General features: G+C 59.3%; 17 protein-coding genes. 10 read left to right on the forward strand and 7 right to left on the reverse strand.

Annotated features, from left to right (window positions below):
- Window positions 1–136 precede the first annotated feature (136 nt).
- Window positions 137–622 carry a GNAT family N-acetyltransferase gene (locus I6L44_RS12755; protein WP_216952020.1) on the forward strand — a complete coding sequence of 162 codons (486 nt, stop codon included), beginning with the start codon at window positions 137–139 and terminating at the stop codon, window positions 620–622.
- Between the two features lie 124 nt (window positions 623–746).
- On the opposite strand, the gene eno is transcribed toward I6L44_RS12755, so the two are convergent.
- The 5 genes from eno to rlmD form a co-directional block, all read right to left on the reverse strand.
- On the reverse strand, window positions 747–2,048 hold the full coding sequence (eno, locus tag I6L44_RS12760; protein WP_005335583.1) for a phosphopyruvate hydratase: 1,302 nt from the start codon (window positions 2,046–2,048) through the stop codon (window positions 747–749).
- 89 nt (window positions 2,049–2,137) lie between these two features.
- Complete coding sequence (pyrG, locus tag I6L44_RS12765; RefSeq protein ID WP_005335584.1) at window positions 2,138–3,775, reverse strand: glutamine hydrolyzing CTP synthase; 1,638 nt, start codon at window positions 3,773–3,775, stop codon at window positions 2,138–2,140.
- A 141-nt stretch (window positions 3,776–3,916) separates the two neighbouring features.
- Window positions 3,917–4,714 (reverse strand): nucleoside triphosphate pyrophosphohydrolase, encoded by a 798-nt coding sequence (gene mazG, locus I6L44_RS12770; protein ID WP_216952021.1) that lies wholly within the window; start codon window positions 4,712–4,714, stop codon window positions 3,917–3,919.
- 62 nt (window positions 4,715–4,776) lie between these two features.
- On the reverse strand, window positions 4,777–6,990 hold the full coding sequence (gene relA, locus I6L44_RS12775; RefSeq protein ID WP_005335588.1) for a GTP diphosphokinase: 2,214 nt from the start codon (window positions 6,988–6,990) through the stop codon (window positions 4,777–4,779).
- A 311-nt stretch (window positions 6,991–7,301) separates the two neighbouring features.
- On the reverse strand, window positions 7,302–8,624 hold the full coding sequence (gene rlmD / locus I6L44_RS12780) for a 23S rRNA (uracil(1939)-C(5))-methyltransferase RlmD (protein ID WP_216952022.1): 1,323 nt from the start codon (window positions 8,622–8,624) through the stop codon (window positions 7,302–7,304).
- A gap of 153 nt (window positions 8,625–8,777) precedes the next feature.
- Here rlmD and barA point away from each other — a divergent pair, with 153 nt between their 5' ends.
- The 7 genes from barA (at window position 8,778) to galE (ending at window position 17,789) form a co-directional block, all read left to right on the forward strand.
- Window positions 8,778–11,495 carry a two-component sensor histidine kinase BarA gene (gene barA / locus I6L44_RS12785; RefSeq protein ID WP_216952023.1) on the forward strand — a complete coding sequence of 906 codons (2,718 nt, stop codon included), beginning with the start codon at window positions 8,778–8,780 and terminating at the stop codon, window positions 11,493–11,495.
- Window positions 11,496–11,584: 89 nt separating this feature from the next.
- The gene (locus I6L44_RS12790; protein WP_005335594.1) at window positions 11,585–12,064 is read left to right on the forward strand and encodes a DUF1456 family protein; all 480 of its coding nucleotides are present in this window, start codon (window positions 11,585–11,587) and stop codon (window positions 12,062–12,064) included.
- 34 nt (window positions 12,065–12,098) lie between these two features.
- Entirely contained in the window at window positions 12,099–12,986 is an 888-nt protein-coding gene (locus I6L44_RS12795; RefSeq protein WP_216952024.1) for an N-acetylmuramoyl-L-alanine amidase, read from the forward strand.
- 155 nt (window positions 12,987–13,141) lie between these two features.
- Window positions 13,142–13,609: a Dps family protein gene (locus I6L44_RS12800; RefSeq protein ID WP_021229540.1), complete on the forward strand. Its 468-nt coding sequence runs from the start codon at window positions 13,142–13,144 to the stop codon at window positions 13,607–13,609.
- Window positions 13,610–13,898: 289 nt separating this feature from the next.
- Window positions 13,899–15,548 carry a hydroxylamine reductase gene (gene hcp / locus I6L44_RS12805; protein WP_216949340.1) on the forward strand — a complete coding sequence of 550 codons (1,650 nt, stop codon included), beginning with the start codon at window positions 13,899–13,901 and terminating at the stop codon, window positions 15,546–15,548.
- A gap of 121 nt (window positions 15,549–15,669) precedes the next feature.
- Window positions 15,670–16,659: a hybrid-cluster NAD(P)-dependent oxidoreductase gene (locus I6L44_RS12810; RefSeq protein WP_216949257.1), complete on the forward strand. Its 990-nt coding sequence runs from the start codon at window positions 15,670–15,672 to the stop codon at window positions 16,657–16,659.
- Window positions 16,660–16,775: 116 nt separating this feature from the next.
- Window positions 16,776–17,789: a UDP-glucose 4-epimerase GalE gene (galE, locus tag I6L44_RS12815; protein ID WP_216952025.1), complete on the forward strand. Its 1,014-nt coding sequence runs from the start codon at window positions 16,776–16,778 to the stop codon at window positions 17,787–17,789.
- Between the two features lie 69 nt (window positions 17,790–17,858).
- Here the strand turns inward: galE and I6L44_RS12820 are convergent, their stop codons facing one another.
- Window positions 17,859–18,560, reverse strand: coding sequence for a phosphatase PAP2 family protein (locus I6L44_RS12820; protein ID WP_216952026.1), 702 nt, complete (start codon window positions 18,558–18,560; stop codon window positions 17,859–17,861).
- 258 nt (window positions 18,561–18,818) lie between these two features.
- Here I6L44_RS12820 and mpl point away from each other — a divergent pair, with 258 nt between their 5' ends.
- Both mpl and I6L44_RS12830 read left to right on the forward strand, forming a co-directional pair.
- Window positions 18,819–20,189, forward strand: a complete 1,371-nt coding sequence (gene mpl, locus I6L44_RS12825) for a UDP-N-acetylmuramate:L-alanyl-gamma-D-glutamyl-meso-diaminopimelate ligase (protein ID WP_005362853.1) — start codon at window positions 18,819–18,821, stop codon at window positions 20,187–20,189.
- Window positions 20,186–20,797 (forward strand): flavin prenyltransferase UbiX, encoded by a 612-nt coding sequence (locus I6L44_RS12830; RefSeq protein WP_216952027.1) that lies wholly within the window; start codon window positions 20,186–20,188, stop codon window positions 20,795–20,797. The genes mpl and I6L44_RS12830 overlap by 4 nt, the downstream gene beginning before the upstream one ends.
- Window positions 20,798–20,868: 71 nt before the next feature.
- Here I6L44_RS12830 and I6L44_RS12835 read toward each other — a convergent pair whose 3' ends face one another.
- Complete coding sequence (locus I6L44_RS12835; protein WP_042079938.1) at window positions 20,869–21,483, reverse strand: TetR/AcrR family transcriptional regulator; 615 nt, start codon at window positions 21,481–21,483, stop codon at window positions 20,869–20,871.
- Window positions 21,484–21,486: the final 3 nt, after the last annotated feature.

A 21,486-nucleotide genomic window follows, 5' to 3' on the forward strand; every position in this document is an offset into this window, starting at 1 on the left:
TCGATTAGTGAAACGTAATCGGACGTTCGCGGTCACAATATTTCTTGATAGCACCAATTGCCTTTAGAGACCAACTTTCACGCTGTCTCATTTTTTACCTGTATCTTTGCTGGCGTAACACTCCCCAAGGAGATTTATGAAGCCCGACTTAACCGGCACTCGGATTGTGCTGCGCACCATTGGCCCGCACGATACTGCCGATCTGTTCGAGATTTATGGCAATCCGCTGACCATGGAATTTGCCTCTGATCCCTGCTTTACCTCTCCCGCCATGGTGGCGCAGATGATGGCGAGCGTGGTGCGGCTGGAGCAAACGGGGGAGTCGCTGGAGTGGGCGATTGTCGAGCGGGAGGGCAACAAGGTGATCGGTACCTGCGGCCTGCACAGTTTCAGCGAGACGGGTCGCTGCTGCGAGGTAGGTTGCCTGCTCAATGCGGCCTATTGGCGCAGAGGGTTTATGTCGGAAGCGCTGGGATTGCTGTTCGCCCACGCCAGCACACTGGGAGTCACCTGCCTCACCGCAGATATCGATGCAGATAACGTCCGTTCTATCGCCCTGTTTGAAAAGCTAGGCTTCAAGGCGCATGCAGGGCGCTATCAGCGCATGCTGCCCTTTGTCTGACCCGAAGACCAGAGCCACAACGTCCTCGCCTCTCAGGGCGTTGTGGCAAGGATCAGGCATAAAAAAACCGGAACCCAAGGGTTCCGGTTTTTTTCATTCCAGCCGAGGCTGGCAAACCAGCAAATTAAGCCTGGTTTTTAACTTCTTTCAGACCGCGGAAAGGAGCTTTGGCACCCAGAGCTTCTTCGATACGGATCAGCTGGTTGTACTTGGCAACACGGTCAGAACGGCTCATGGAACCGGTCTTGATCTGGCCAGCAGCGGTACCAACAGCCAGGTCGGCGATGGTCGCGTCTTCGGTCTCACCGGAGCGGTGGGAGATGACAGCAGTGTAGCCAGCGTCTTTGGCCATCTTGATGGCAGCCAGAGTTTCGGTCAGGGAACCGATCTGGTTGAACTTGATCAGGATGGAGTTGGCGATGCCGTTGTCGATACCGCGCTTCAGGATCTTGGTGTTGGTTACGAACAGGTCGTCACCAACGATCTGGATTTTCTTGCCCAGTTCAGCAGTCTGGTAGGCGAAACCTTCCCAGTCAGATTCGTCCAGGCCATCTTCGATGGAGACGATCGGGAACTTGGTGGTCAGGTCAGCCAGGAAGTCGGAGAAACCGTTGGAGGTGAAGACACGGCCTTCGCCTTTCAGGTTGTACTCTTTCTTCTCTGCGTCGTAGAACTCGGAAGCAGCGCAGTCCATAGCCAGGGTGATGTCGGTGCCCAGTTTGTAACCGGCAGCGGCAACGGCTTCAGCGATAACTTCCAGCGCTTCGGCGTTGGATTTCAGGTTCGGAGCGAAACCACCTTCGTCACCAACTGCAGTGTTGTAGCCCTTGGACTTCAGCACTTTGGCCAGGTTGTGGAACACTTCTGCGCCCATGCGAACGGCTTCTTTCAGGGTCTTGGCGCCAACCGGCTGGATCATGAACTCCTGGATGTCGACGTTGTTGTCGGCGTGCTCACCACCGTTGATGATGTTCATCATCGGCAGCGGCATGGAGTAAACACCCGGGGTGCCGTTCAGCTCGGCGATGTGGGCGTACAGCGGCATGCCTTTGGCAGCAGCGGCAGCTTTGGCGTTAGCCAGGGAAACAGCCAGGATGGCGTTGGCGCCGAACTTGGATTTGTTCTCGGTACCGTCGAGGTCGATCATGATCTGGTCAACGGTGGCCTGGTCCTTGGCATCTTTACCCAGCAGAGCTTGAGCGATCGGGCCGTTTACGGCTTCGATGGCTTTCAGCACGCCTTTACCCAGGAAACGGCTCTTGTCGCCGTCACGCAGTTCCAGCGCTTCGCGGGAACCGGTGGACGCGCCAGACGGAGCGGCTGCCATACCAACAAAACCACCTTCCAGGTGAACTTCGGCCTCAACGGTCGGGTTACCACGGGAGTCGATGATTTCACGACCGATCACTTTAACGATCTTGGACATGTGTATTTCCTCAGGTTTCGTAAAAAAACAACAAAAATATGCCAAAAAAAGCGGCTGTGGCACAGTGCCCCAACCGCATTTATTTTCAATTACTTCAAATTACGCTTCTGATACTCGCCTGCCGCCTTCACAAAACCGGCGAACAGAGCGTGGCCATCACGAGGAGTAGAGGTGAACTCCGGGTGGAACTGCGCAGCCACGAACCAGGGGTGATCCGGGATCTCGATGATTTCCACCAACTTCTTGTCGGCGGAGAGACCGGTCACTTTCAGACCTGCCGCTTCAATCTGCGGCAGCAGCTTGTTGTTGACTTCGTAACGGTGACGGTGACGCTCGTAAATGGTCGGGCTGCCGTACATCTGACGCACCTTGGAATCTTCGACCAGGTGGCAGAGCTGGGAACCCAGACGCATGGTACCGCCCAGATCAGACTTCTCGGTACGGGTCTCGACGTTGCCCTCTTCATCCACCCACTCGGTGATGAGGCCGACGACCGGGTACGCGCAATCTTTCTTGAACTCGGAGGAGTGAGCCCCTTCCATACCCGCGACGTTGCGAGCGAATTCGATCATGGCAACCTGCATGCCGAGGCAGATACCCAGGTAGGGGATCTTGTTCTCGCGGGCATACTGGGCAGCCAGAATTTTGCCTTCCACACCACGCTCACCGAAGCCACCCGGCACCAGGATCGCGTCCAAACCTTCCAGCAGCTCGGCGCCACGGGTCTCGATATCCTGAGAGTCGATGTACTTGATGTTGACGGAGTGACGGGTCTTCAGACCACCGTGCTTGAGCGCCTCGTTGACGGACTTGTAGGCGTCCGGCAGGGAGACGTACTTGCCGACCATACCGATGGTCACTTCACCAGTCGGGTTGGCCTCTTCGTAGATAACCTGTTCCCACTCGGACAAGTCAGCCTCTTTGCACTCCAGACCGAAACGCTCGGTGAAGTAGGAGTCCAGGTTCTGGGATTTCAGCAGTGCCGGGATCTTGTAGATGGAGTCGACGTCTTTCATGGAGATGACGGCGCGCTCGGGCACGTTGCAGAACAGGGCAATCTTGGCGCGCTCGTTGGCCGGAATGGCACGGTCGGAGCGGCAGATCAGCACATCCGGCTGGATACCGATGGAGAGCAGCTCTTTGACGGAGTGCTGGGTCGGCTTGGTCTTCACTTCACCGGCCGCAGCCAGGTAAGGAACCAGCGTCAGGTGCATGAACATTGCGTTGTTGCGGCCCACTTCGGCAGCCAGCTGACGAATGGCTTCGAGGAACGGCAGGGACTCGATGTCACCTACGGTACCGCCCACTTCGACGATGGCAACCTGATGGCCTTCGGCACCGGCAATCACCCGCTCTTTGATGGCGTTGGTGATGTGCGGGATAACCTGAATGGTGGCGCCCAGATAGTCACCACGACGCTCTTTACGCAGTACGTCGGCGTAGATACGGCCGGTGGTAAAGTTGTTGCGACGGGTCATCTTGGTGCGGATGAAACGCTCGTAGTGGCCCAAATCCAGATCGGTTTCGGCCCCGTCCTCGGTTACGAACACTTCACCATGCTGGGTCGGGCTCATGGTGCCCGGATCCACGTTGATGTACGGGTCCAGTTTCATGATGGTCACATCCAGACCACGGGCTTCCAGAATGGCTGCCAGAGAAGCTGCGGCAATGCCTTTGCCGAGGGATGAAACAACGCCACCAGTAACAAAAATATATTTGGTCGTCATGCTGAACCTGAAAGAAGTTTAGGGAATTTTAAGGGGTGCTTCGGGGATGAAGCAGGACGGGGAAACAGTATACCAAAAACCCCTCTCCCAAACAATGAGCAAAAATCTATCAGGCTCACCGCCCCCCCATCTTGCGCCAAATCAACTTTGCTCGGTTTCCTTCGCCTTATCCCAGGCGGCATCGAGCTTTTCGAGGGTGCAATCGGTCATTTTCAAGCCTTCTGCGGCGATTATCTGCTCAACCTGACGAAAACGACGTTCGAACTTGGCGTTGGCACCGCGCAGCACCTGCTCCGGATCCTTGCCTAAATGACGCACCAGATTGACGGTGGCAAACAGCAGGTCGCCGAGCTCGTCGCTCACCCGCGCCTCGTCCACATCGGCCATCAATGCCTCTTCCATCACCTCGTCGATCTCTTCGTGGATCTTGTCCACCACAGGCCCCAACGTCTTCCAGTCAAAACCGACGGTGGCGCAGCGTTTCTGAATTTTGGCGGCGCGGGTCAGGGCCGGCAGCGAGAGCGGGATATCGTCCAGCACGCTCTCTTTGTCGAGGGCCGCCCGCTCCTTGGCTTTTTCCGCCTCCCAGTTCGCTTTTACCGCCTGCTCGTTGGAGAGATCTGCATCGGAAAAAACGTGGGGGTGACGGCGAATGAGCTTTTCGCTCACCGTATCGACGATATCGGCAAAGTCGAACAGCCCACGCTCCTTACCCAGCTGGGCGTAAAACACCACCTGAAACAGCAGGTCGCCCAGCTCCCCTTTCAGCCCCTGCCAATCTTCGGTCTCGATGGCATCGGCCACCTCGTAGGCCTCTTCCAGGGTGTGCGGCACTATGGTCTGGAAGTCCTGTTTCAGATCCCAGGGGCAGCCGTTTTGCGGATCGCGCAGGCGAGCCATGATATCGAGCAATTGAGAGAGGTCATAACGTTGGGACATGGGATATTCGCTCAAAAAGGGTCATAAATACAGACCGGCCACTGGGGCCGGTCGGTTCGATATCAAAGCCGCTTGGCGCTGATCACGTCGTTAAGCTGACTGAGCTTGGCCAACGCCCGGTTGAAGGCGTTGATGTTGTAAATCTCCAGCTCCATGTCGATCTCGGCGGTTTGCTCGCGCACGTTGGAGCGCGAGCGCACCCCCATCACATTGATCTTCTCGTTGGCCAGCACGGTAGTGATATCGCGCAGCAGGCCGGAACGATCGTTGGAGATGATCCGGATGGTGAGGCCGTAGCCGCCGGAGTAGTTCTCCCCCCACACCGCATCGATCAGCCGCTCCGGGTTGCGACGGGAAAGCTCTTTCAACTGCTCGCAATCTTCCCGGTGGATCGAAACGCCACGCCCCATGGTGATAAAGCCCTGAATGGAGTCCCCCGGAATGGGCTGGCAGCAGCGGGCGATATGGGTCATCAGGTTGCCAACCCCTTCCACCACTATGTGGTCTTTGGGCTTGTGGCGCATCGGCGCATTGGCCTTCTGCTCCAGCTTCTCCAGCAATCGGCGATCTTCCTCTTCCGCCGTCGGCTTGTTGTAGCAGGTGTCGAGATAATTGAGCACCTGGTTGATGCGGATATCGCCGCTGCCGATACCGGCCAGCAGATCGTCGGTGCTCTCCAGATTGAAGCGGCGCAGCATGTTGCCCTTGTCGATCTTGGACATGCTGAGGTTGTGGCGATCCAGCTCCTTCTCGAACAGCTCGCGACCGGCCACGATATTCTTGTCCCGATCCAGCTTTCTGAACCAGGTTGCTACCTTGGCCCGCGCCCGGCTGGAGCGCAGGAAGCCGGCGTTGGGGTTCATCCAGTCGCGGCTCGGGTTCGGCTCTTTCTGGGTGATCACCTCCACCTGATCGCCGGTCTGCAGCGCGTAGGTAAACGGCACGATGCGGCCGTCAATCTTGGCGCCGATGCAGCGGTGACCGATCATGCTGTGGACGTGATAGGCAAAATCGAGCGGGGTGGCGCCAGCTGGCAGGTCGATCACATCCCCTTTCGGGGTGAAGACGTAGACCCGGTCCTCGAACACCTGACTGCGCAGATCTTCGAGCAGCGAGCCGCTCTCGGAGAGATCTTCCTGCCAGGCGAGCAGCTTGCGCAGCCACTCGATCTTGTCTTCGAAGGTGTTGGCCTTGCCGCCAGCCTGCGCCCCTTCCTTGTAGCGCCAGTGCGCCGCGACGCCGAGTTCGGCATCCTGATGCATCTGGTCGGTACGGATCTGGATCTCGACGGTCTTGCCCTCCGGCCCCACCACTACGGTGTGGATCGACTGATAGCCGTTCGGTTTGGGGTTGGCGACATAGTCGTCAAACTCGCGAGGAATGTGGTGGAACTGGGTATGCACGATACCGAGCGCCGCATAGCAATCCTGCAGCCGCTTGGTCACTACCCGCACCGCGCGCACGTCGAACAACTCGTTGAATTCGAGGTGCTTCTTCTGCATCTTGCGCCAGATGCTGTAGATATGTTTCGGGCGGCCGTACACCTCGGCGTCAACTCCCGCCTCTTTCAACCCATTACGCAGGGATTGCACAAACTCGCGGATGTAGCGCTCGCGGTCGAGCCGCTTCTCGTCGAGCTGCTTGGCGATCTGCTTGTAGGTATCCGGGTGCAGGTAACGGAAGGCGAGATCTTCCAGCTCCCACTTGAGCTGACCGATGCCGAGACGGTTGGCGAGCGGTGCATAGATGTTGGTGATCTCCTGGGCCATCAGCACCCGGGTCTCTTCATCTGCCGTCTTCGCTTCCCGCAGGCAGGCGATGCGCTCCGCCAGCTTGATCACCACGGCGCGCACATCCTCGACCATGGCGAGCAACATGCGACGCACGTTGTCGACCTGCTCCGGCGAGGTTTCGCTGCGATGGAGGGTTTGCAGGGAGCGGATGGCCTCCATCTCCAGCACCCCTTCCACCAGCTTGGCGATCTTGGAGCCAAAGTCCTCGTCCATCCGCTCCTGGCTGATGAGACCGGCTTCGACGAAGGGGTAGATGATGGCGGCCTTGAGGGTACCGATATCCATGCTGAGCATCTGCAGGATGCCCACCATTTCGATGCCGCGCACCAGCAGCTTGCTGGTCAGCGCCTCGTCACCGAGCGTCAGACAATACTGGTAGACGGTTCGCAGCTGATCCTTTTCACTGTCACTCAGGGAGAGCGAGCTGACCCACTCTTCCAGGGTGAAGTTGTCTTTCAAATGAATATCGCGAACCGCAACCATGGTATCAATCCTTTAAATTATCGGGCCGAAAGCTGTCACTTTCTCCCCTCATGAGATTGCCTCAAATGGGGATATCCAGCGCACTTTTCAAGGCATATTGTCCAGAAAGACAATAGAGCGCGCCAACAGGCCCTGCCGAACGACGAGGGTCTAGATTACCCCAATCACATCAGCTCAAACAGCCGCAGACATGCCAGATTACACATCCGCATCGCCGTACCGATGAGCAGGATTACTTCATATACACACCTGCTCAAAGAGTAACGAACATGCCGGATGACCTATCCGGCATCGCCGAACTGATGAGTCATTTACTCCCGTTCAAACAGCGCCATGGACTCCAGATGACCGGTGTGAGGGAACATGTCGAGCATGCCGAGCCGCACCAGACGGTAACCCCCTCTCACCAGCACCTGACTGTCCCGCGCCAGGGTGACCGGGTTACAGGAGACGTAGACCACCCGCTTGGGTGAAAGTTTCACGACGTGTCCCATCACTTCCAGCGCGCCTGGGCGAGCCGGATCCAACAGCACCAGATCAAACCCTTCCCGCGCCCAGGACATGCCGACGATGTCATCGCTCAGGTCGGCTTTGTAGAAACGGGCATTGGTGATGCCGTTGCGACGGGCGTTCTCTTCGGCCCGCTGCACCATGGCCAGTTCACCTTCCACACCCACCACTTCGCGAGCCTGACGGGCCAGCGGCAGGGTGAAGTTGCCGATACCGCAGAAGAGATCGAGCACCTTGTCATCCTTGCTCGCCCCGAGCCATGTCAGCGCCTGCTCAACCATGCTCTGGTTGATGGGGCCGTTGACCTGAATGAAATCGCCGGGAGCAAATGCAAGAGACAGGCCATCCAGCGAGTAGGACGGGGAAAATTGTTGCTGCAGCGCTTCGATGCGATCATCCGCCGCCTGCAGATAGAGGTCGATCCCCTGCGTTTTTGCAAACTCCACCAGCAGGGCGCGATCCGCCTCATTGGGACGGCCGGTGTGACGCAGCAGCATCATGATCCCCTGCTCGGCCTGGATAAGCTCCGCATGGCCCAGCTCGCGCTGGCTCTTGAGGCGATTGAGGCACTCACGCAGCGGGGCAATCAGCGCAGAGAGCGGCTCGGCCAGCACAGGGCAACTGTCGATCTCCACCAGATCGTTGCTGTTGCGACGGCGGAAACCGACCCGGGTGCAGCGACCGTTTTTGTCAAATTTGATGGCCAGACGACAGACCCGGCGATAGGCACGATCTTCACCGGTCAGTACCGGCTCCAGTGCCGGCGCCTTGATGTTGCCCAACCGCTCGAACAGGCTGACCAGTCCGGCCGCCTTGGCGGCTTGCTGATCGGTAACCGACATGTGCTGGGCACTGCAACCGCCGCACTCGCGATAGTGGCCGCAAAAGGGGGCGATACGATTGGCCGCCGGGGTCACCACCTGTTGCAAGGCGGCGTGACCATACTGTTTTTTTTCTTCGGTGATGCGTGCCTTGACGGTCTCGCCGGGCAGTGCCCCTTCGACGAAGATCGCCTTGCCCTGATGGCGACCGATACCGACGCAGTGGTGATCGAGGGTGTCTATCGTAAATTCAATGCGTTGAAGCTGGGTGGACTTCTTTTGGGGCTTGAAAAACTGGGCCATAAAACTTGGTGCCTATAGGTGGCTATGTCATGATTGTGGAATCTGCTGCCGGGTATTGTCCCACAAGAATAATAGTATGACCAAATACGGCCACAGAGCCCGTGTATTGCCATCAACCCTATCGCCAACCCTGTTCACTGGTGGCCTGTTCGTATGACCAAATATGGCCTGAGAGCACGCGTTCTCGCCTTCACCATCCTGCCGACCCTGATCATCGGTGGCCTGATGGCCGGTTACTTCACCTTCCACCGCTACCAGCAGCTGGAAAACAACCTCATTGATCAGGGGATCAACATTATCGAACCGCTGGCGATCGCCAGTGAATACGGGATGACCCAGCACAGTCGCGAATCCCTCAAGCGGCTGATTGGCCTGACCCACCGCAAGAACTCCCCCTTCATCAAGTCCATCGCTGTCTTCACCCAGGACAACCAGCTGTTCGTCACCTCGAACTATCACCGGGATTTCACCCGGCTCAGGCTGCCCGATGGCGAGCCTATTCCGGATCTGACCAGCGTGACGTTTCAGGGGGACGACATCATTTTACGCACCCCGATCCAGGCCGAAACCAGTCTGGATGGCTTCCCGCTGCCCAGCGATGTAGAGCCGCCGATGATCGGCTACATCTCGATGCAGATGGCGACCGATAGGGCCATGCTGCTGCAGTACCGCGACACCTTCTTTGCGGTGATCATGGTGCTCATCGGGGTCGCCTTCAGTACCCTGTTTGGCTTCCGTCTGGTCAAGAGCGTGACCCAGCCCATCACCAACATGGTGCAGGCGGTGCACAAGATCAGGGAGGGGCGGCTCGATACCCGGGTCAGCGGCCAGCTCACCGGCGAGCTGGATATGCTGAAAAACGGCATCAACGCCATGGCCAAGGCGCTCTCCGAATATCACGAAGAGATGCAGCAGAATATCGATCAGGCCACCTCTGACCTGCGCGAAACCCTGGAGCAGATCGAGATCCAGAACGTCGAGCTCGACATGGCCAAGAAGCGGGCGCAGGAGGCGGCCCGGGTCAAGTCGGAGTTTCTGGCCAACATGTCCCACGAGCTGCGCACTCCGCTCAACGGGGTCATCGGTTTTACCCGCCAGCTGCTGAAAACCAGCCTGACCCCGAGCCAGACCGACTACATGCAGACCATCGAGAAATCGGCGCGCAACCTGCTTGGCATCATCAACGACATCCTCGACTTCTCGAAGCTGGAAGCGGGCAAGCTGCAGCTGGAGCATATCCCGTTCAGCCTGCGCGACACCCTCAACGAGACCATGCACCTGCTCGGCCCCAGCGCCCACGACAAGCAGCTGGAGCTCTCCCTGCGGGTGGATGCCGATGTGCCGGATTACCTCACCGGCGACCCCATGCGTCTGCAACAGGTGCTGACCAACCTCACCGGCAACGCCATCAAGTTCACCGAGCAAGGCAACGTGGATGTCCATATCGAGCAGACCGGCAGCGGCAACCACAAGGTGAGGCTCAACGTCCAGATCCGTGATACCGGCATCGGCATCTCCCAAGAGCAGCAACATCAGCTGTTCCAGGCCTTCAATCAGGCCGACTCCTCCATCTCCCGCCGTTATGGCGGCACGGGCCTGGGCCTCGTTATCACCCAGAAGCTGGTGCAGCAGATGGGCGGCCAGATCCGCTTCGAATCGGAACTCGGCAAAGGCTCCATCTTCTCGTTCAGTCTGGATGTGGAGGTCTCCCCCCTGCCCCAGACCGATCAACTGCCGCTGGATCGGATCCGTGGCAAACGGCTCTGGCTGCTGGAACCGGATCCCTTCGCGCAAGCCTCTCTGCTCGCCCTGCTGGCGGAGTGGCACCTCGACGTGCACCCACTGACCAGCGATGATCCCTGGCCCGAGATGAGCGAGCAGGAGATGGTGATCATCGGCAGCAGCACCCTGCATACGCCGCAGCAGGTGATCGGCCGTCTCGACAGACTGAACGGCCAGCAGCAGAACACCATAGTGCTGCTCAGCAGCCACGAGCCAGCGCTCTATGAAGCGATGTTAGCCCATGGCGCCCAGCACTGTCTCTCCAAACCGGTCAACCACCGCAAGCTGCTGCACGCCCTGCTCTCGCCGGAATCGAGCCGCCAGAAGCTGCCTGCTCAGCCTGCGCCGCGCCAGTTGCAGCCCATCAAGGTGCTGGCAGTGGACGACAACGCCGCCAACCTCAAGCTTATCGCCGCCATGCTCAAGGAGATGGTGAGTCAGGTGGTGGTGTGCAAAAACGGCAAGGAGGCGGTCAAGCAGGCCCAGAGCCAGCCGTTCGACATCATCTTCATGGATATCCAGATGCCGATCATGGATGGCATCAGCGCCACCCAGGCGATCCGCAACCAGTCCCTCAACACCACCACCCCGATCGTGGCGGTGACCGCCCACGCCATCCCCGGAGAACGGGAGCGGCTGATCCGGCAGGGGATGGACGACTATCTGGCCAAACCCATCGACGAGAGCATGCTGGCCCAGCTCATCACCGACTTTGCCCATCGCCGCCACCAGAATAATGGTGCCCAACAGATCGACTGGGCACTGGCGGTGCGGCAAGCGGCGGGGAAAGAGCATCTCGCCAGAGAGATGCTGACCATGCTGCTGGCCAGTTTCGACGAAGTGGAACCTGTGCTGGATAGCGCGCTGGCTGGCGAAATTGATGATAGCGAGGTGCTGGCCCAGCTCCATCGCCTCAACGGTGGCTGTGCCTATTCCGGGGTGCCGGGACTGCAACGGCTGCTCTCCCAGCTGGAGCAACAGCTGCGTGACGGCGTGCCGGTGAGCGAGCTGGAACCCGAGCTGCTGGAGCTGCAAGATGCGCTGGAACTGGTGCGCCAGGAGGCACCCCGTTATCTCGGCACGGCTTGATGAGCTTGACCTGAACTGTATCGGCCCCCGCTTTTTCTGACGCGAGGGCCGCCAGATGGTAAAGTTGCGCCGTTTACACAGGAGTCAGCATGACCAACAACGATATTCTGCGCCGTCTGCGCTACGCCCTCACCATCAGCAACGACCAGATGGTCGAGATGTTTGCCAAGGGCAACCTGACGGTCACTCACGCCCAGCTGCACAGCTGGTTGATGAAAGAGGCAGCGGAAGGTGAAGAGCAAGAGGCAGGCTATGTCGCCTGTCCCGACTCGGCCCTGAGCCAGTTCCTCGACGGTTTCATCATCGCCCGCCGCGGTGTGCGGGAAGATGCACCGGCCCAGGTGATCCCGAACCGGATCAACAACAACATGATCCTGCGCAAGCTGCGCATCGGTCTCAACTTCAAGGAAGAGGACATGCTCGGCACCCTCAAGCTCGCCGACTTCAACCTCTCCAAGTCCGAGCTCAGTGCCCTGTTCCGCTCCAAGGATCACAAGCACTATCAGGATTGCGGGGATCAGATCCTGCGCAACTTCCTGATCGGCCTCACGGCCAAATACCGCGGCTGACCAGCCGCGCGACTGACCAGACTGGGCCTTCGACATGTGCCAGCGACTCACACCTCCCACGTTCAGCAGACTGGCTGCGGCAGGGGGATGGCGCTGGCGCTGTCTTCTTCCCCTCTTCTTTCTGCCACTGGTTCTGCTGCTGGGTGGTTGTACCCCGTCCGAGTACCAGCTCTCGACCCGCTATCAGAGCGCCAACCAGAACGAGCGGATCGCCTTTCTGATCCTCCACTACACCGACGAAGATGATGCCAACTCCTTGCGCCTGCTGACCGAGCCGGAGCACAAGGTGAGCGCCCACTACCTGATCCCCCGCAACAGCCACGAGACCCCGCTACCGGTCTATCAGCTGGTGCCGGACAGCGCGCGCGCCTGGCATGCCGGACGCAGCCGTTGGCACCAATATGCCGGGCTCAATGCCAGCTCCCTTGGCATCGAGATCGTCAACCTCGGCTATCCAGCAGAAGATGAGCCGCTGGCCCCCGATGCCCGCCGCTGGCAACCCTATACCCCGCAGCAGATTGCCGCCGTCGGCGCCCTCAGCCGGGAGCTGGCCGCCCGCTACCAGATTCCACCGACCCAGGTGCTGGGCCACAGCGATGTCGCTCCCGAGCGCAAGCAGGATCCCGGCCCTCACTTCCCCTGGCGCCAGCTCTATCTGACGTACGGAGTCGGCGCCTGGCCAGATGAAGGTCGGGTGGCCGAGTTACTGGCCAGCCCCTTGCCCGATTGGGATGCGGCCATGTGGCAACAGCAACTGGCCCGCTATGGCTATGGCCTGCCCCAGACTGGCCAGTGGGATGAGCAGAGCCGCGCCGTCATGGGCGCCTTTCAGCTCCACTTTCGCGCCAGCAGGGTCGATAGCAAACCGGACCGCGAGTGTCAGGCCATCCTGATGGCGCTGCTCGAAAAATACTTCCCCTAATACTCATCCATTGCCCCTGTTGCTGCGTACTGTTTGATAGCCTTTAGCTATCAAACAGTTAGGCACAAGCAATTGTCCCTGCATTTTGCAAGGCGTTACTCTGACTGCGTTCCGAAAGAGAATTTCAAACCGATTTCCAAATCTGGAGGTGAATGATGAAAAGCCCGATTGGTCTTGATACTGCTCAATCACAAGCCCTGGCAGCCGAGTTGAACAAATTGCTGGCCAGCTACCAGATCCTCTACATGAACGTGCGCGGCTTCCACTGGAATATCCGTGGCAACCAGTTCTTCGAACTGCACCTGAAATTTGAAGAGATTTACAACGACCTGCTGTTGAAAGTCGATGCACTGGCCGAGCGGATCCTGACTCTGGATGGCGTGCCAATGCACAGCTTCAGCGACTATCTGAAAGTCTCTGCCATCCCGGAGCAAAAAGGGCTGCACGATGGCCGCGCCTGTGTCGAATCCCTGCTGGAGAGCTTCCGCGAACTGCTGGTCGCCCAGCGCCGTATTCTGGGCCAGGCCGCCGAAGCCGGTGATGAGGGCACTGCCTCCATCCTCTCCGACTATGTGCAGCAGCAGGAAAAACTGGTCTGGATGCTGCGCGCTTATCTGGCCTGATAGTGAACCAAGCCGACTACAGCGTACGTATGCTGGGTTGAGTAAGTTCCGGGCCGAAAGCTCCTGACCAGACCACGGCCCAATCCGTCTGATTGTTATGTTCTGTTGCAAACCTGAGTTGTCTCTCCTTTTATCCACCCGCTTGCCGCCCTGTTTGGGCGGCTTTTTTTGTTTTTGATCTGCATCAAGGGAATCTTAATTGGCAAATTGAATGCCTATTAAGTTTTCCGCGAGAGGAATAGAATCGCCACAAAACAGACAACTGAAATGTCCAATTAGGAGAGGCATGATGTTTTGTGTGCAATGTGAACAGACAATTCGTACCCCGGCTGGCAACGGCTGTGCCTACGCACAAGGTATGTGCGGCAAGACGGCTGAAACCTCGGATCTGCAGGATGTGCTGATCTACACCCTGCAGGGGCTCAGCGCCTGGGCGCTGGCCGCCCGCGAGCAGGGCATCATGGATCGCGAGATCGATGCCTTCGTGCCCAAGGCCTTCTTCGCCACCCTCACCAACGTCAACTTCGACTCGAATCGCATCGTGGCCTACGTCAATCAGGCCCTCGCCTATCGCCAGCAGTTGGCCGATCGTCTGACCGCTATGGCGGTGCAGGTGAACGATTTGCCACAGTCCGCTTACTTCGAACCCGGTGCCGAACTGCTGGAACAACTTGCCCATGCCGCACCAGCCGCACCCAATCGGGGCAAGAGCGAAGTGAACGAAGACATCATGGGGCTGCGTCTGCTCTGTCTTTACGGCCTCAAGGGCGCCGCCGCCTATATGGAGCACGCCCGGGTGCTGGATCAGCAGAGTGACGAGGTGGCCGCCGAATTCCACCGCATCATGAGCTGGCTCAGCACAGATCCGAGCGAAATGGGTCGGCTGTTCAGCTGTGCCATGGAGATCGGTCAGCTCAACTTCAAAATCATGGAGATGCTGGATCTCGGTGAAACCAGTGCTTTCGGCCACCCGGAACCGACCCGGGTCAGGGTCACGCCGATCCCCGGCAAGTGCATTCTGGTCTCCGGCCACGACATGATGGATCTCAAGCTCATTCTGGAGCAGACCAAGGGGACCGGTATCCATGTCTACACCCATGGTGAGATGCTGCCTGCGCTAGCCTACCCCTTCTTCAAGCAGTACCCCCATCTGGTGGGCAACTACGGATCCGCCTGGCAGAACCAGCAGAAGGAGTTTGCCAACTTCCCGGGCGCGGTGGTGATGACCTCCAACTGCATCATCGACCCGAACGTGGGCAACTACTCGGACCGCATCTTCACCCGCTCCATCGTCGGCTGGCCGGGCGTCACCCATCTTGAGGGGGATGATTTCTCCGCCGTGATCGCCAAGGCCCAAGCGCTGGAAGGCTTCAAACACACCGAACTCGAACACTTCATCACCATCGGCTTTGCCCGCAACGCTCTGATGCAGGCAGCACCCGCGGTGATCGAGAAGGTCAAGGCCGGGGAGATCAGCCACTTCTTCCTGGTGGGTGGCTGTGACGGCGACAAGGCCGAGCGCGCCTACTTCACCGAGTTTGCCAAGGCGGCACCGCGCGACAGCCTGCTGCTCACCCTGGGCTGCGGCAAATACAAGTTCAACAAGCTCGACTTTGGCGACATCGGCGGCATTCCGCGTCTGCTGGACGTGGGTCAGTGCAACGATGCCTACTCCGCCATCCAGTTGGCGCTGGCACTCTCCGAGGCGTTCGAGTGCGGGGTCAACGATCTGCCGCTGACGCTGGTGCTCTCCTGGTTCGAGCAAAAAGCCATCGTCATTCTGCTCACCCTGCTCTCCCTCGGGGTGAAAGACATTCGTACCGGCCCGACCGCCCCCGCCTTCCTCACCCCGGCCCTGCTCAAGGTGCTGGAAGAGCAGTTCGGTCTGAAAGGGACCACCACGGCCGAGGCTGACCTGGCCGAGATCCTGGCGGCCTGATCGGCACTTCATGTTGTAAGCGTTTGGCGAGCCGCCCGGCTCGCCTTTTTTCTGGACCCGGCTTTTTCACCAGACGTTTTTCAAACCGTTTCAAACCTTATCAAACCCAAGGAGCCTTGTGATGACCTCTCTCACGCTCACCTGCATTGGCCGCCAACAGAACACCCACGACGTCGTGAGCTGGCAGCTGGCGCCGCTTTCTGGCAGCCTCCCTCCCGTGCTGGCTGGCCAGTGCATCACCCTGCATACCGAGATCAACGGCCAGCCGGAGTGCCGCGCCTATACCCTCTCCTCCAGCCCGCAGGATGCATGCTGGCAGGTCACCATCAAGGATGTGGGACGGGTCTCCCGCCATCTGCACCAGACCCTGCAAGTGGGCGACGAGATCCGGGTGGATGGGCCGTTCGGCGATTTCAACCTGACCAACCTCCCTTGCAAACGGCCACTGCTCTTGAGCGCTGGTTCCGGCATTACCCCCATGTGGGCCATGTTGCGGGACGAGCTCGCCAAACGGCCGGATGCCGATATCCGCTTTATCCATAGCGCCCGCTCGCCAGCAGATGTGATCTTCGCAAATGACTTGGCTGCACTGGCTGAGGCCCATGCCGGTGTACGCCATGCCCTGATTCTGGAGGATGCCCCTGCAGATCACCCCTGGATTGGCCGACTCACCCCCGCCATGCTGGCCGAACTGGCCCCGGATCTGCGCGAACGCCACGTCTATCTCTGTGGCCCGGCACCCTATATGACGGCGGTCAGGACCATGCTGACGGAGCTGGGATTGCCGCCGGAGCAGCTACATCAGGAGTCCTTCGGTCTTCCCCCCGCAGAGCCCACCAAGACCACCAGCGACCACTTCTGGCTGACCCTGAAAAAGAGCGGCAATAAGGTGAAAATCCTGCCGGGTCAGACCCTGTTGGCGGCACTGGAAGCGGCGGGCGAAACCATAATGGCTGCTTGCCGCGCCGGGGTATGTGGCAGCTGTCGTTGCACCACCACAGGTGACATCGAGCGCCAGAGCGTGATGACCTTGAGTGCGCAGGATCTGGAGAGCGGCGTTGCTCTGGCCTGCTCCTGCACCGCAAAAGGGGATATCAGTCTCGATTATTGAGGCGTGGTGAAGGCTTTTTTACAGCGAGGTGAAGGCGTCATCGGTATCCCAACCTTTTCCCAAGTAGACAGGGGCGCTAGACTCTGCCCCAGTTTCACCAGAACACGGGATAAAAAATGACAATACTGGTCACAGGGGGCGCCGGCTATATCGGCTCCCACACCCTGGTTGAGCTGCTGGGCGCGGGGCAGCAGGTCGTGGTACTCGACAACCTCTCCAACTCCTCACCGGAGTCACTCAAGCGGGTCGAGCAGATCACCAGCAAACCGGTCACCTTCGTCGAAGGGGATGTGCTGGACAGAGCCTGCCTGCAGCAGCTGTTCGCCAACAACCAGATCGAATCGGTCATCCACTTCGCCGGCCTCAAGGCGGTCGGGGAGTCGAGCCAGATCCCGCTCACCTACTACCAGAACAACATCAGCGGCACTCTGGTGCTGTGCGAAGAGATGGCCAAGGCCGGGGTTTTCCGGCTGGTATTCAGCTCCTCGGCCACCGTCTATGGCGATCCCGCCTCGGTACCGCTGCGGGAAGATTTCCCCACCAGCGCCACCAACCCCTATGGTCGCTCCAAGCTGATGGTGGAGGAGATCCTGCGCGATCTCGCCAAATCCGATTCCCGCTGGGCTATCGTACTGCTGCGTTACTTCAACCCGGTCGGCGCCCACGAGAGCGGCCTGATTGGTGAAGATCCCAACGGCATCCCCAACAACCTGCTGCCCTATATCAGCCAGGTCGGCGTGGGCAAGCTCAAGGAGCTGGGGGTATTTGGCAACGACTACCCGACCCCGGATGGCACCGGCGTGCGCGACTACATCCATGTGGTGGATCTCGCCATCGGCCACCTGAAAGCACTGGCGCGCATCAAGAGCGACACCGGCGTCTTCACCTATAACCTGGGCACAGGTCAGGGCTACTCGGTACTGGAGATGGTCAAGGCGTTTGAAGCGGCCAGCGGCCGCCCCATTCCCTACCAGATCAAACCCCGTCGCCCGGGCGACATCGCCGAGTGCTGGGCAGAGCCGACGCTGGCCCGTGCCGAGCTGGGCTGGCAGGCAGAGCGCGGTCTGGAGCAGATGATGGTCGATACCTGGCGCTGGCAAAGCCAGAATCCGAACGGCTATCAAAGCTGATCTCTAGCGGACTGATAACAAAACGCCCCGATATCAAGATATCGGGGCGTTTTATTTTGTGGCACTCAATCAGTGAGTCTGACTACGTAATAGTGGTAATGGCGCGAGATAGGGAACGATGCGTCCAATCAGCCGATCCGCCAGCGGGGTCAACAGCAGCCAGGGCAGACAGAGGGTCGCCAGCCCCAGCGCGCCGACGTAGACATCGGTAAACCAGTGGGCGCCAGCCAGAATGCGCGGCGCGGAAAAGATCGGCACCATCAGCAATGCGGTGACTCCCGCCCAGCGCGGCAGATAGCGCAAGGCATAGCCGGCGAAGATCATCAGGAACAGAGCGTGATCCCCGGGGAAGCTATCACCGGAAGAGTCCTTGGTCGGAATACCGCTGATCTGGGTCACCCGCAGCGCATCAGCCACCATCAGGGTCGGGCTGGGTCGCTCCACCGGCAATCGGTGACCAAGCTGGTTGATCACCAGAGCACTCAGCAGCATCACTATCCCCATCGCCACCAGTTGGCGACGACCCGCCAAATCCCGGGCGAAGAAGCAGCGGGCCAGGATCAGCCCCATACAGGCCAGCACCGCCAGGTCGAACAGCCGGTTATTGGTGATAGCCACCAGATCGGCCCACAGAGCCGACTGCCCGAGCCAGCCATTGACGGTATGAAAAATCGCGAGGTCCCACTGATCCCAGGGACCATGAGCGGGCAGCGCAGCCCAACTGATGGCCACCAGACCACCGACCAGATAGCAAAGCAGGAACTTGCCCATGGGGACTCTCCGTTTGAAAAGGGCGATATCGTAAAACTGTAGGGTGCGTCACAAAACCGAAGAATTGTAAGAAAGTGCGACACAAAATCAAGCCTCAAATAAAACCCAACAACCCACTCCAGCCTCGCACACCGCGACAGCGACAATATTTCTGCCTCCAGTGCGTCATCTGTGGGCCTCTCACCATGAGTGCGGCTTGTGCCACCACCGCAACACCCCCTAGAATGCCCACTTCCCTTTACTGCGAAAGGAAGCGGTATGCATATTCACATTCTCGGGATCTGCGGCACCTTTATGGGTGGTCTGGCGGTGTTGGCAAAACAGCTTGGTTATCGGGTGACCGGTTCGGATGCCAATGTCTATCCCCCCATGAGTACCCAGCTCGAGCAACAGGGCATCGAACTGACCGAAGGCTATGACCCCTCCCAACTCGATCCGGCGCCGGATCTGGTGGTGATTGGCAACGCCATGAGCCGTGGCAACCCCTGTGTTGAATATGTGCTGGATCGCAATCTGCCCTACATCTCCGGCCCCCAGTGGCTGCTGGAGCATGTGCTGCAAGATCGCTGGGTTCTGGCCGTTGCCGGCACCCACGGCAAGACCACCACCGCCAGCATGCTGGCCTGGGTGCTGGAGTATGCCAAGCTGGAGCCCGGTTTCCTCATCGGCGGCGTGCCGGGCAACTTCCCGGTCTCGGCCCGTCTCGGCTCCGCCCCCTTCTTCGTCATCGAAGCGGACGAGTATGACTGCGCCTTCTTCGACAAGCGATCCAAGTTCGTCCACTACCACCCGCGCACCCTGGTGATGAACAATCTGGAGTTCGACCACGCGGATATCTTCCCGGATCTCGCCGCGATCCAGCGCCAGTTCCACCACCTGATGCGCACCGTGCCGAGCAACGGCCGGGTGCTGTTCCCGCAAGCCGATGACAACCTCACCGCCGTACGCAAGATGGGCTGCTGGAGCGAAGTGGAGCTGGTGGGTCAGGATGACGCCAAGTGGAAGGCGGTCAAGCTGGCCGATGACGGCTCCGCCTTCGAGGTGTGGCTGGATGGCGAAAAACAGGGCGAGGTGCACTGGGAGTGCATTGGCGAACACAACGTCAACAACGGCCTGATGGCTATCGCGGCCGCCCGCCATGCTGGCGTGATGGTGGAGCACGGCATCGCGGCGCTCTGCCAGTTCAAATCCCCCAAGCGACGGATGGAGCTCAAGGGCGAGGTAGCTGGCATCAGCGTCTATGACGACTTCGCCCACCACCCCACCGCCATCGAAACCACCCTTGGCGGTCTGCGCGCCAAGGTAGGCAGCTCACGTATTCTGGCGGTGCTGGAGCCTCGCTCCAACACCATGAAGCTGGGGGTTCACAAGGAGGAGCTGGCTGGCTGCTTCGATGGCGCCGACGAAGTGTTCTTCTTCCAGCCGCCCAACATCGGCTGGGATCTCGGCGAGGTGACCGCCCATATGACCCGACCGGCCAAGGTATTCAACGATCTGGAGACCCTGATCAACCGGTTGGTGGCCGAGAGCCGCGATGGCGACCATATTCTGATCATGAGCAACGGCGGCTTCGGCGGCATTCATGACAAGCTGATCGCCCGCCTCAAGGATTACCACGGCGAACTATGAACAAAGCGATCACCCTGGCGCTGACCGGCGCCTCCGGCGCCCCCTACGCCCTGCGCCTGCTCCAGTGTCTGGTGCAGGCGGACTATCGGGTCTACCTGCTCGCCTCATCGGCGGCTCGTGTGGTGCTTAAAACCGAGCAGCAGCAGGATTGGCCGGGCTCGCCGAAAGAGCTCTCTGCCTATCTTTGTCGCCAATATGGCGCCAAGGAGGGGCAGATTGTCGCCTGCGGCAAGGAGGAGTGGTTCTCGCCGGTGGCCTCAGGCTCGGCCGCACCCAAACAGATGGTGGTCTGCCCCTGTTCCATGGGCACCGTCTCGGCCATTGCCAACGGCACCTCGGACAACCTGCTGGAACGGGCAGCGGATGTGGTGATCAAGGAGCGCGGCCAGCTGATCCTGGTGCCCCGCGAAACCCCCTTCTCGGCGATCCATCTGGAAAACATGCTGAAACTGGCGCGGCTCGGGGTGACCATCATGCCTGCCGCCCCCGGTTTCTATCATGAGCCGAAAGGCATCGAGGATCTGGTGGACTTTATGGTCGCCCGCATCCTCGATCATCTGGGTGTCGAGCATGAGTTGACCAACCGCTGGGGCTATGGCCACCATTGAGCTGACCGCCACATTCGGCCATAAAAAAACGGCGCCACTCAATGAGTGACGCCGTTTTTCGTTAAGCCGTGTTAGCGAGCCTGAATTGGCGCCGTCACGTACTTGAACAGGAAATCAGTCACCTCTTGGCGCGCCGGGCGCTGAGGTTGATTGATCATCTGCATCATCACATAGCCAAAACCGGTCAAAGAGCGGGCCAGATCCTGTGCTGACAGCACGCTGGTGATCTCCCCTGCATCCATGGCGGTTTGCAGCTCGCTGGCGATCAGCTCAAGGCAGTGATCGAGCAGCCGGGTATAGCGGGGCCATACCTCTTCCCGAACCGATGAGCTCCACTCCAGCCAGATACCGGCATAATCCGGTTGATCGTAGGCGGCATCGACAGAGAGGCGTACATGACGCTGGATTTTGTCGAAAATGGAGCCCTGGTCACCGTATGCCTGCGACAGCATCTGGTTCACAAAGCGTTCGATCTCGGCCAGCACCTCATCTACCAACTCCTCGCGGGTGTTGAAATAGTTGAAGACGGTAGCCACAGAGACCTTGGCCTGTTCGGCTATCTCGGCGTGACCTGCACGGCCAATGCCGCGACGGGAGAACACCTCGATGGCACATTCCATCAATTGGGAGCGACGAGCTTCCGGCGACAGCCGGGTACGACGTCTTATTTCTGCGCGTGGTTCCATAGT

Source organism: Aeromonas sp. FDAARGOS 1414, from assembly GCF_019047065.1.
In the GTDB taxonomy this organism is placed as follows: domain Bacteria; phylum Pseudomonadota; class Gammaproteobacteria; order Enterobacterales; family Aeromonadaceae; genus Aeromonas; species Aeromonas veronii_A.

What these genes read in the sequence shown, in the direction of transcription:
- relA (WP_005335588.1), bottom strand. Translation starts at nt 6,990, where the DNA reads ATGGTTGCGGTTCGCGATATTCATTTGAAAGACAACTTCACCCTGGAA.
- I6L44_RS12820 (WP_216952026.1), bottom strand. Translation starts at nt 18,560, where the DNA reads ATGGGCAAGTTCCTGCTTTGCTATCTGGTCGGTGGTCTGGTGGCCATC.
- I6L44_RS12795 (WP_216952024.1), top strand. Translation starts at nt 12,099, where the DNA reads ATGTGCCAGCGACTCACACCTCCCACGTTCAGCAGACTGGCTGCGGCA.
- barA (WP_216952023.1), top strand. Translation starts at nt 8,778, where the DNA reads ATGACCAAATATGGCCTGAGAGCACGCGTTCTCGCCTTCACCATCCTG.
- I6L44_RS12835 (WP_042079938.1), bottom strand. Translation starts at nt 21,483, where the DNA reads ATGGAACCACGCGCAGAAATAAGACGTCGTACCCGGCTGTCGCCGGAA.
- I6L44_RS12755 (WP_216952020.1), top strand. Translation starts at nt 137, where the DNA reads ATGAAGCCCGACTTAACCGGCACTCGGATTGTGCTGCGCACCATTGGC.
- eno (WP_005335583.1), bottom strand. Translation starts at nt 2,048, where the DNA reads ATGTCCAAGATCGTTAAAGTGATCGGTCGTGAAATCATCGACTCCCGT.
- I6L44_RS12800 (WP_021229540.1), top strand. Translation starts at nt 13,142, where the DNA reads ATGAAAAGCCCGATTGGTCTTGATACTGCTCAATCACAAGCCCTGGCA.
- hcp (WP_216949340.1), top strand. Translation starts at nt 13,899, where the DNA reads ATGTTTTGTGTGCAATGTGAACAGACAATTCGTACCCCGGCTGGCAAC.
- pyrG (WP_005335584.1), bottom strand. Translation starts at nt 3,775, where the DNA reads ATGACGACCAAATATATTTTTGTTACTGGTGGCGTTGTTTCATCCCTC.
- I6L44_RS12790 (WP_005335594.1), top strand. Translation starts at nt 11,585, where the DNA reads ATGACCAACAACGATATTCTGCGCCGTCTGCGCTACGCCCTCACCATC.
- mpl (WP_005362853.1), top strand. Translation starts at nt 18,819, where the DNA reads ATGCATATTCACATTCTCGGGATCTGCGGCACCTTTATGGGTGGTCTG.
- I6L44_RS12830 (WP_216952027.1), top strand. Translation starts at nt 20,186, where the DNA reads ATGAACAAAGCGATCACCCTGGCGCTGACCGGCGCCTCCGGCGCCCCC.
- I6L44_RS12810 (WP_216949257.1), top strand. Translation starts at nt 15,670, where the DNA reads ATGACCTCTCTCACGCTCACCTGCATTGGCCGCCAACAGAACACCCAC.
- rlmD (WP_216952022.1), bottom strand. Translation starts at nt 8,624, where the DNA reads ATGGCCCAGTTTTTCAAGCCCCAAAAGAAGTCCACCCAGCTTCAACGC.
- mazG (WP_216952021.1), bottom strand. Translation starts at nt 4,714, where the DNA reads ATGTCCCAACGTTATGACCTCTCTCAATTGCTCGATATCATGGCTCGC.
- galE (WP_216952025.1), top strand. Translation starts at nt 16,776, where the DNA reads ATGACAATACTGGTCACAGGGGGCGCCGGCTATATCGGCTCCCACACC.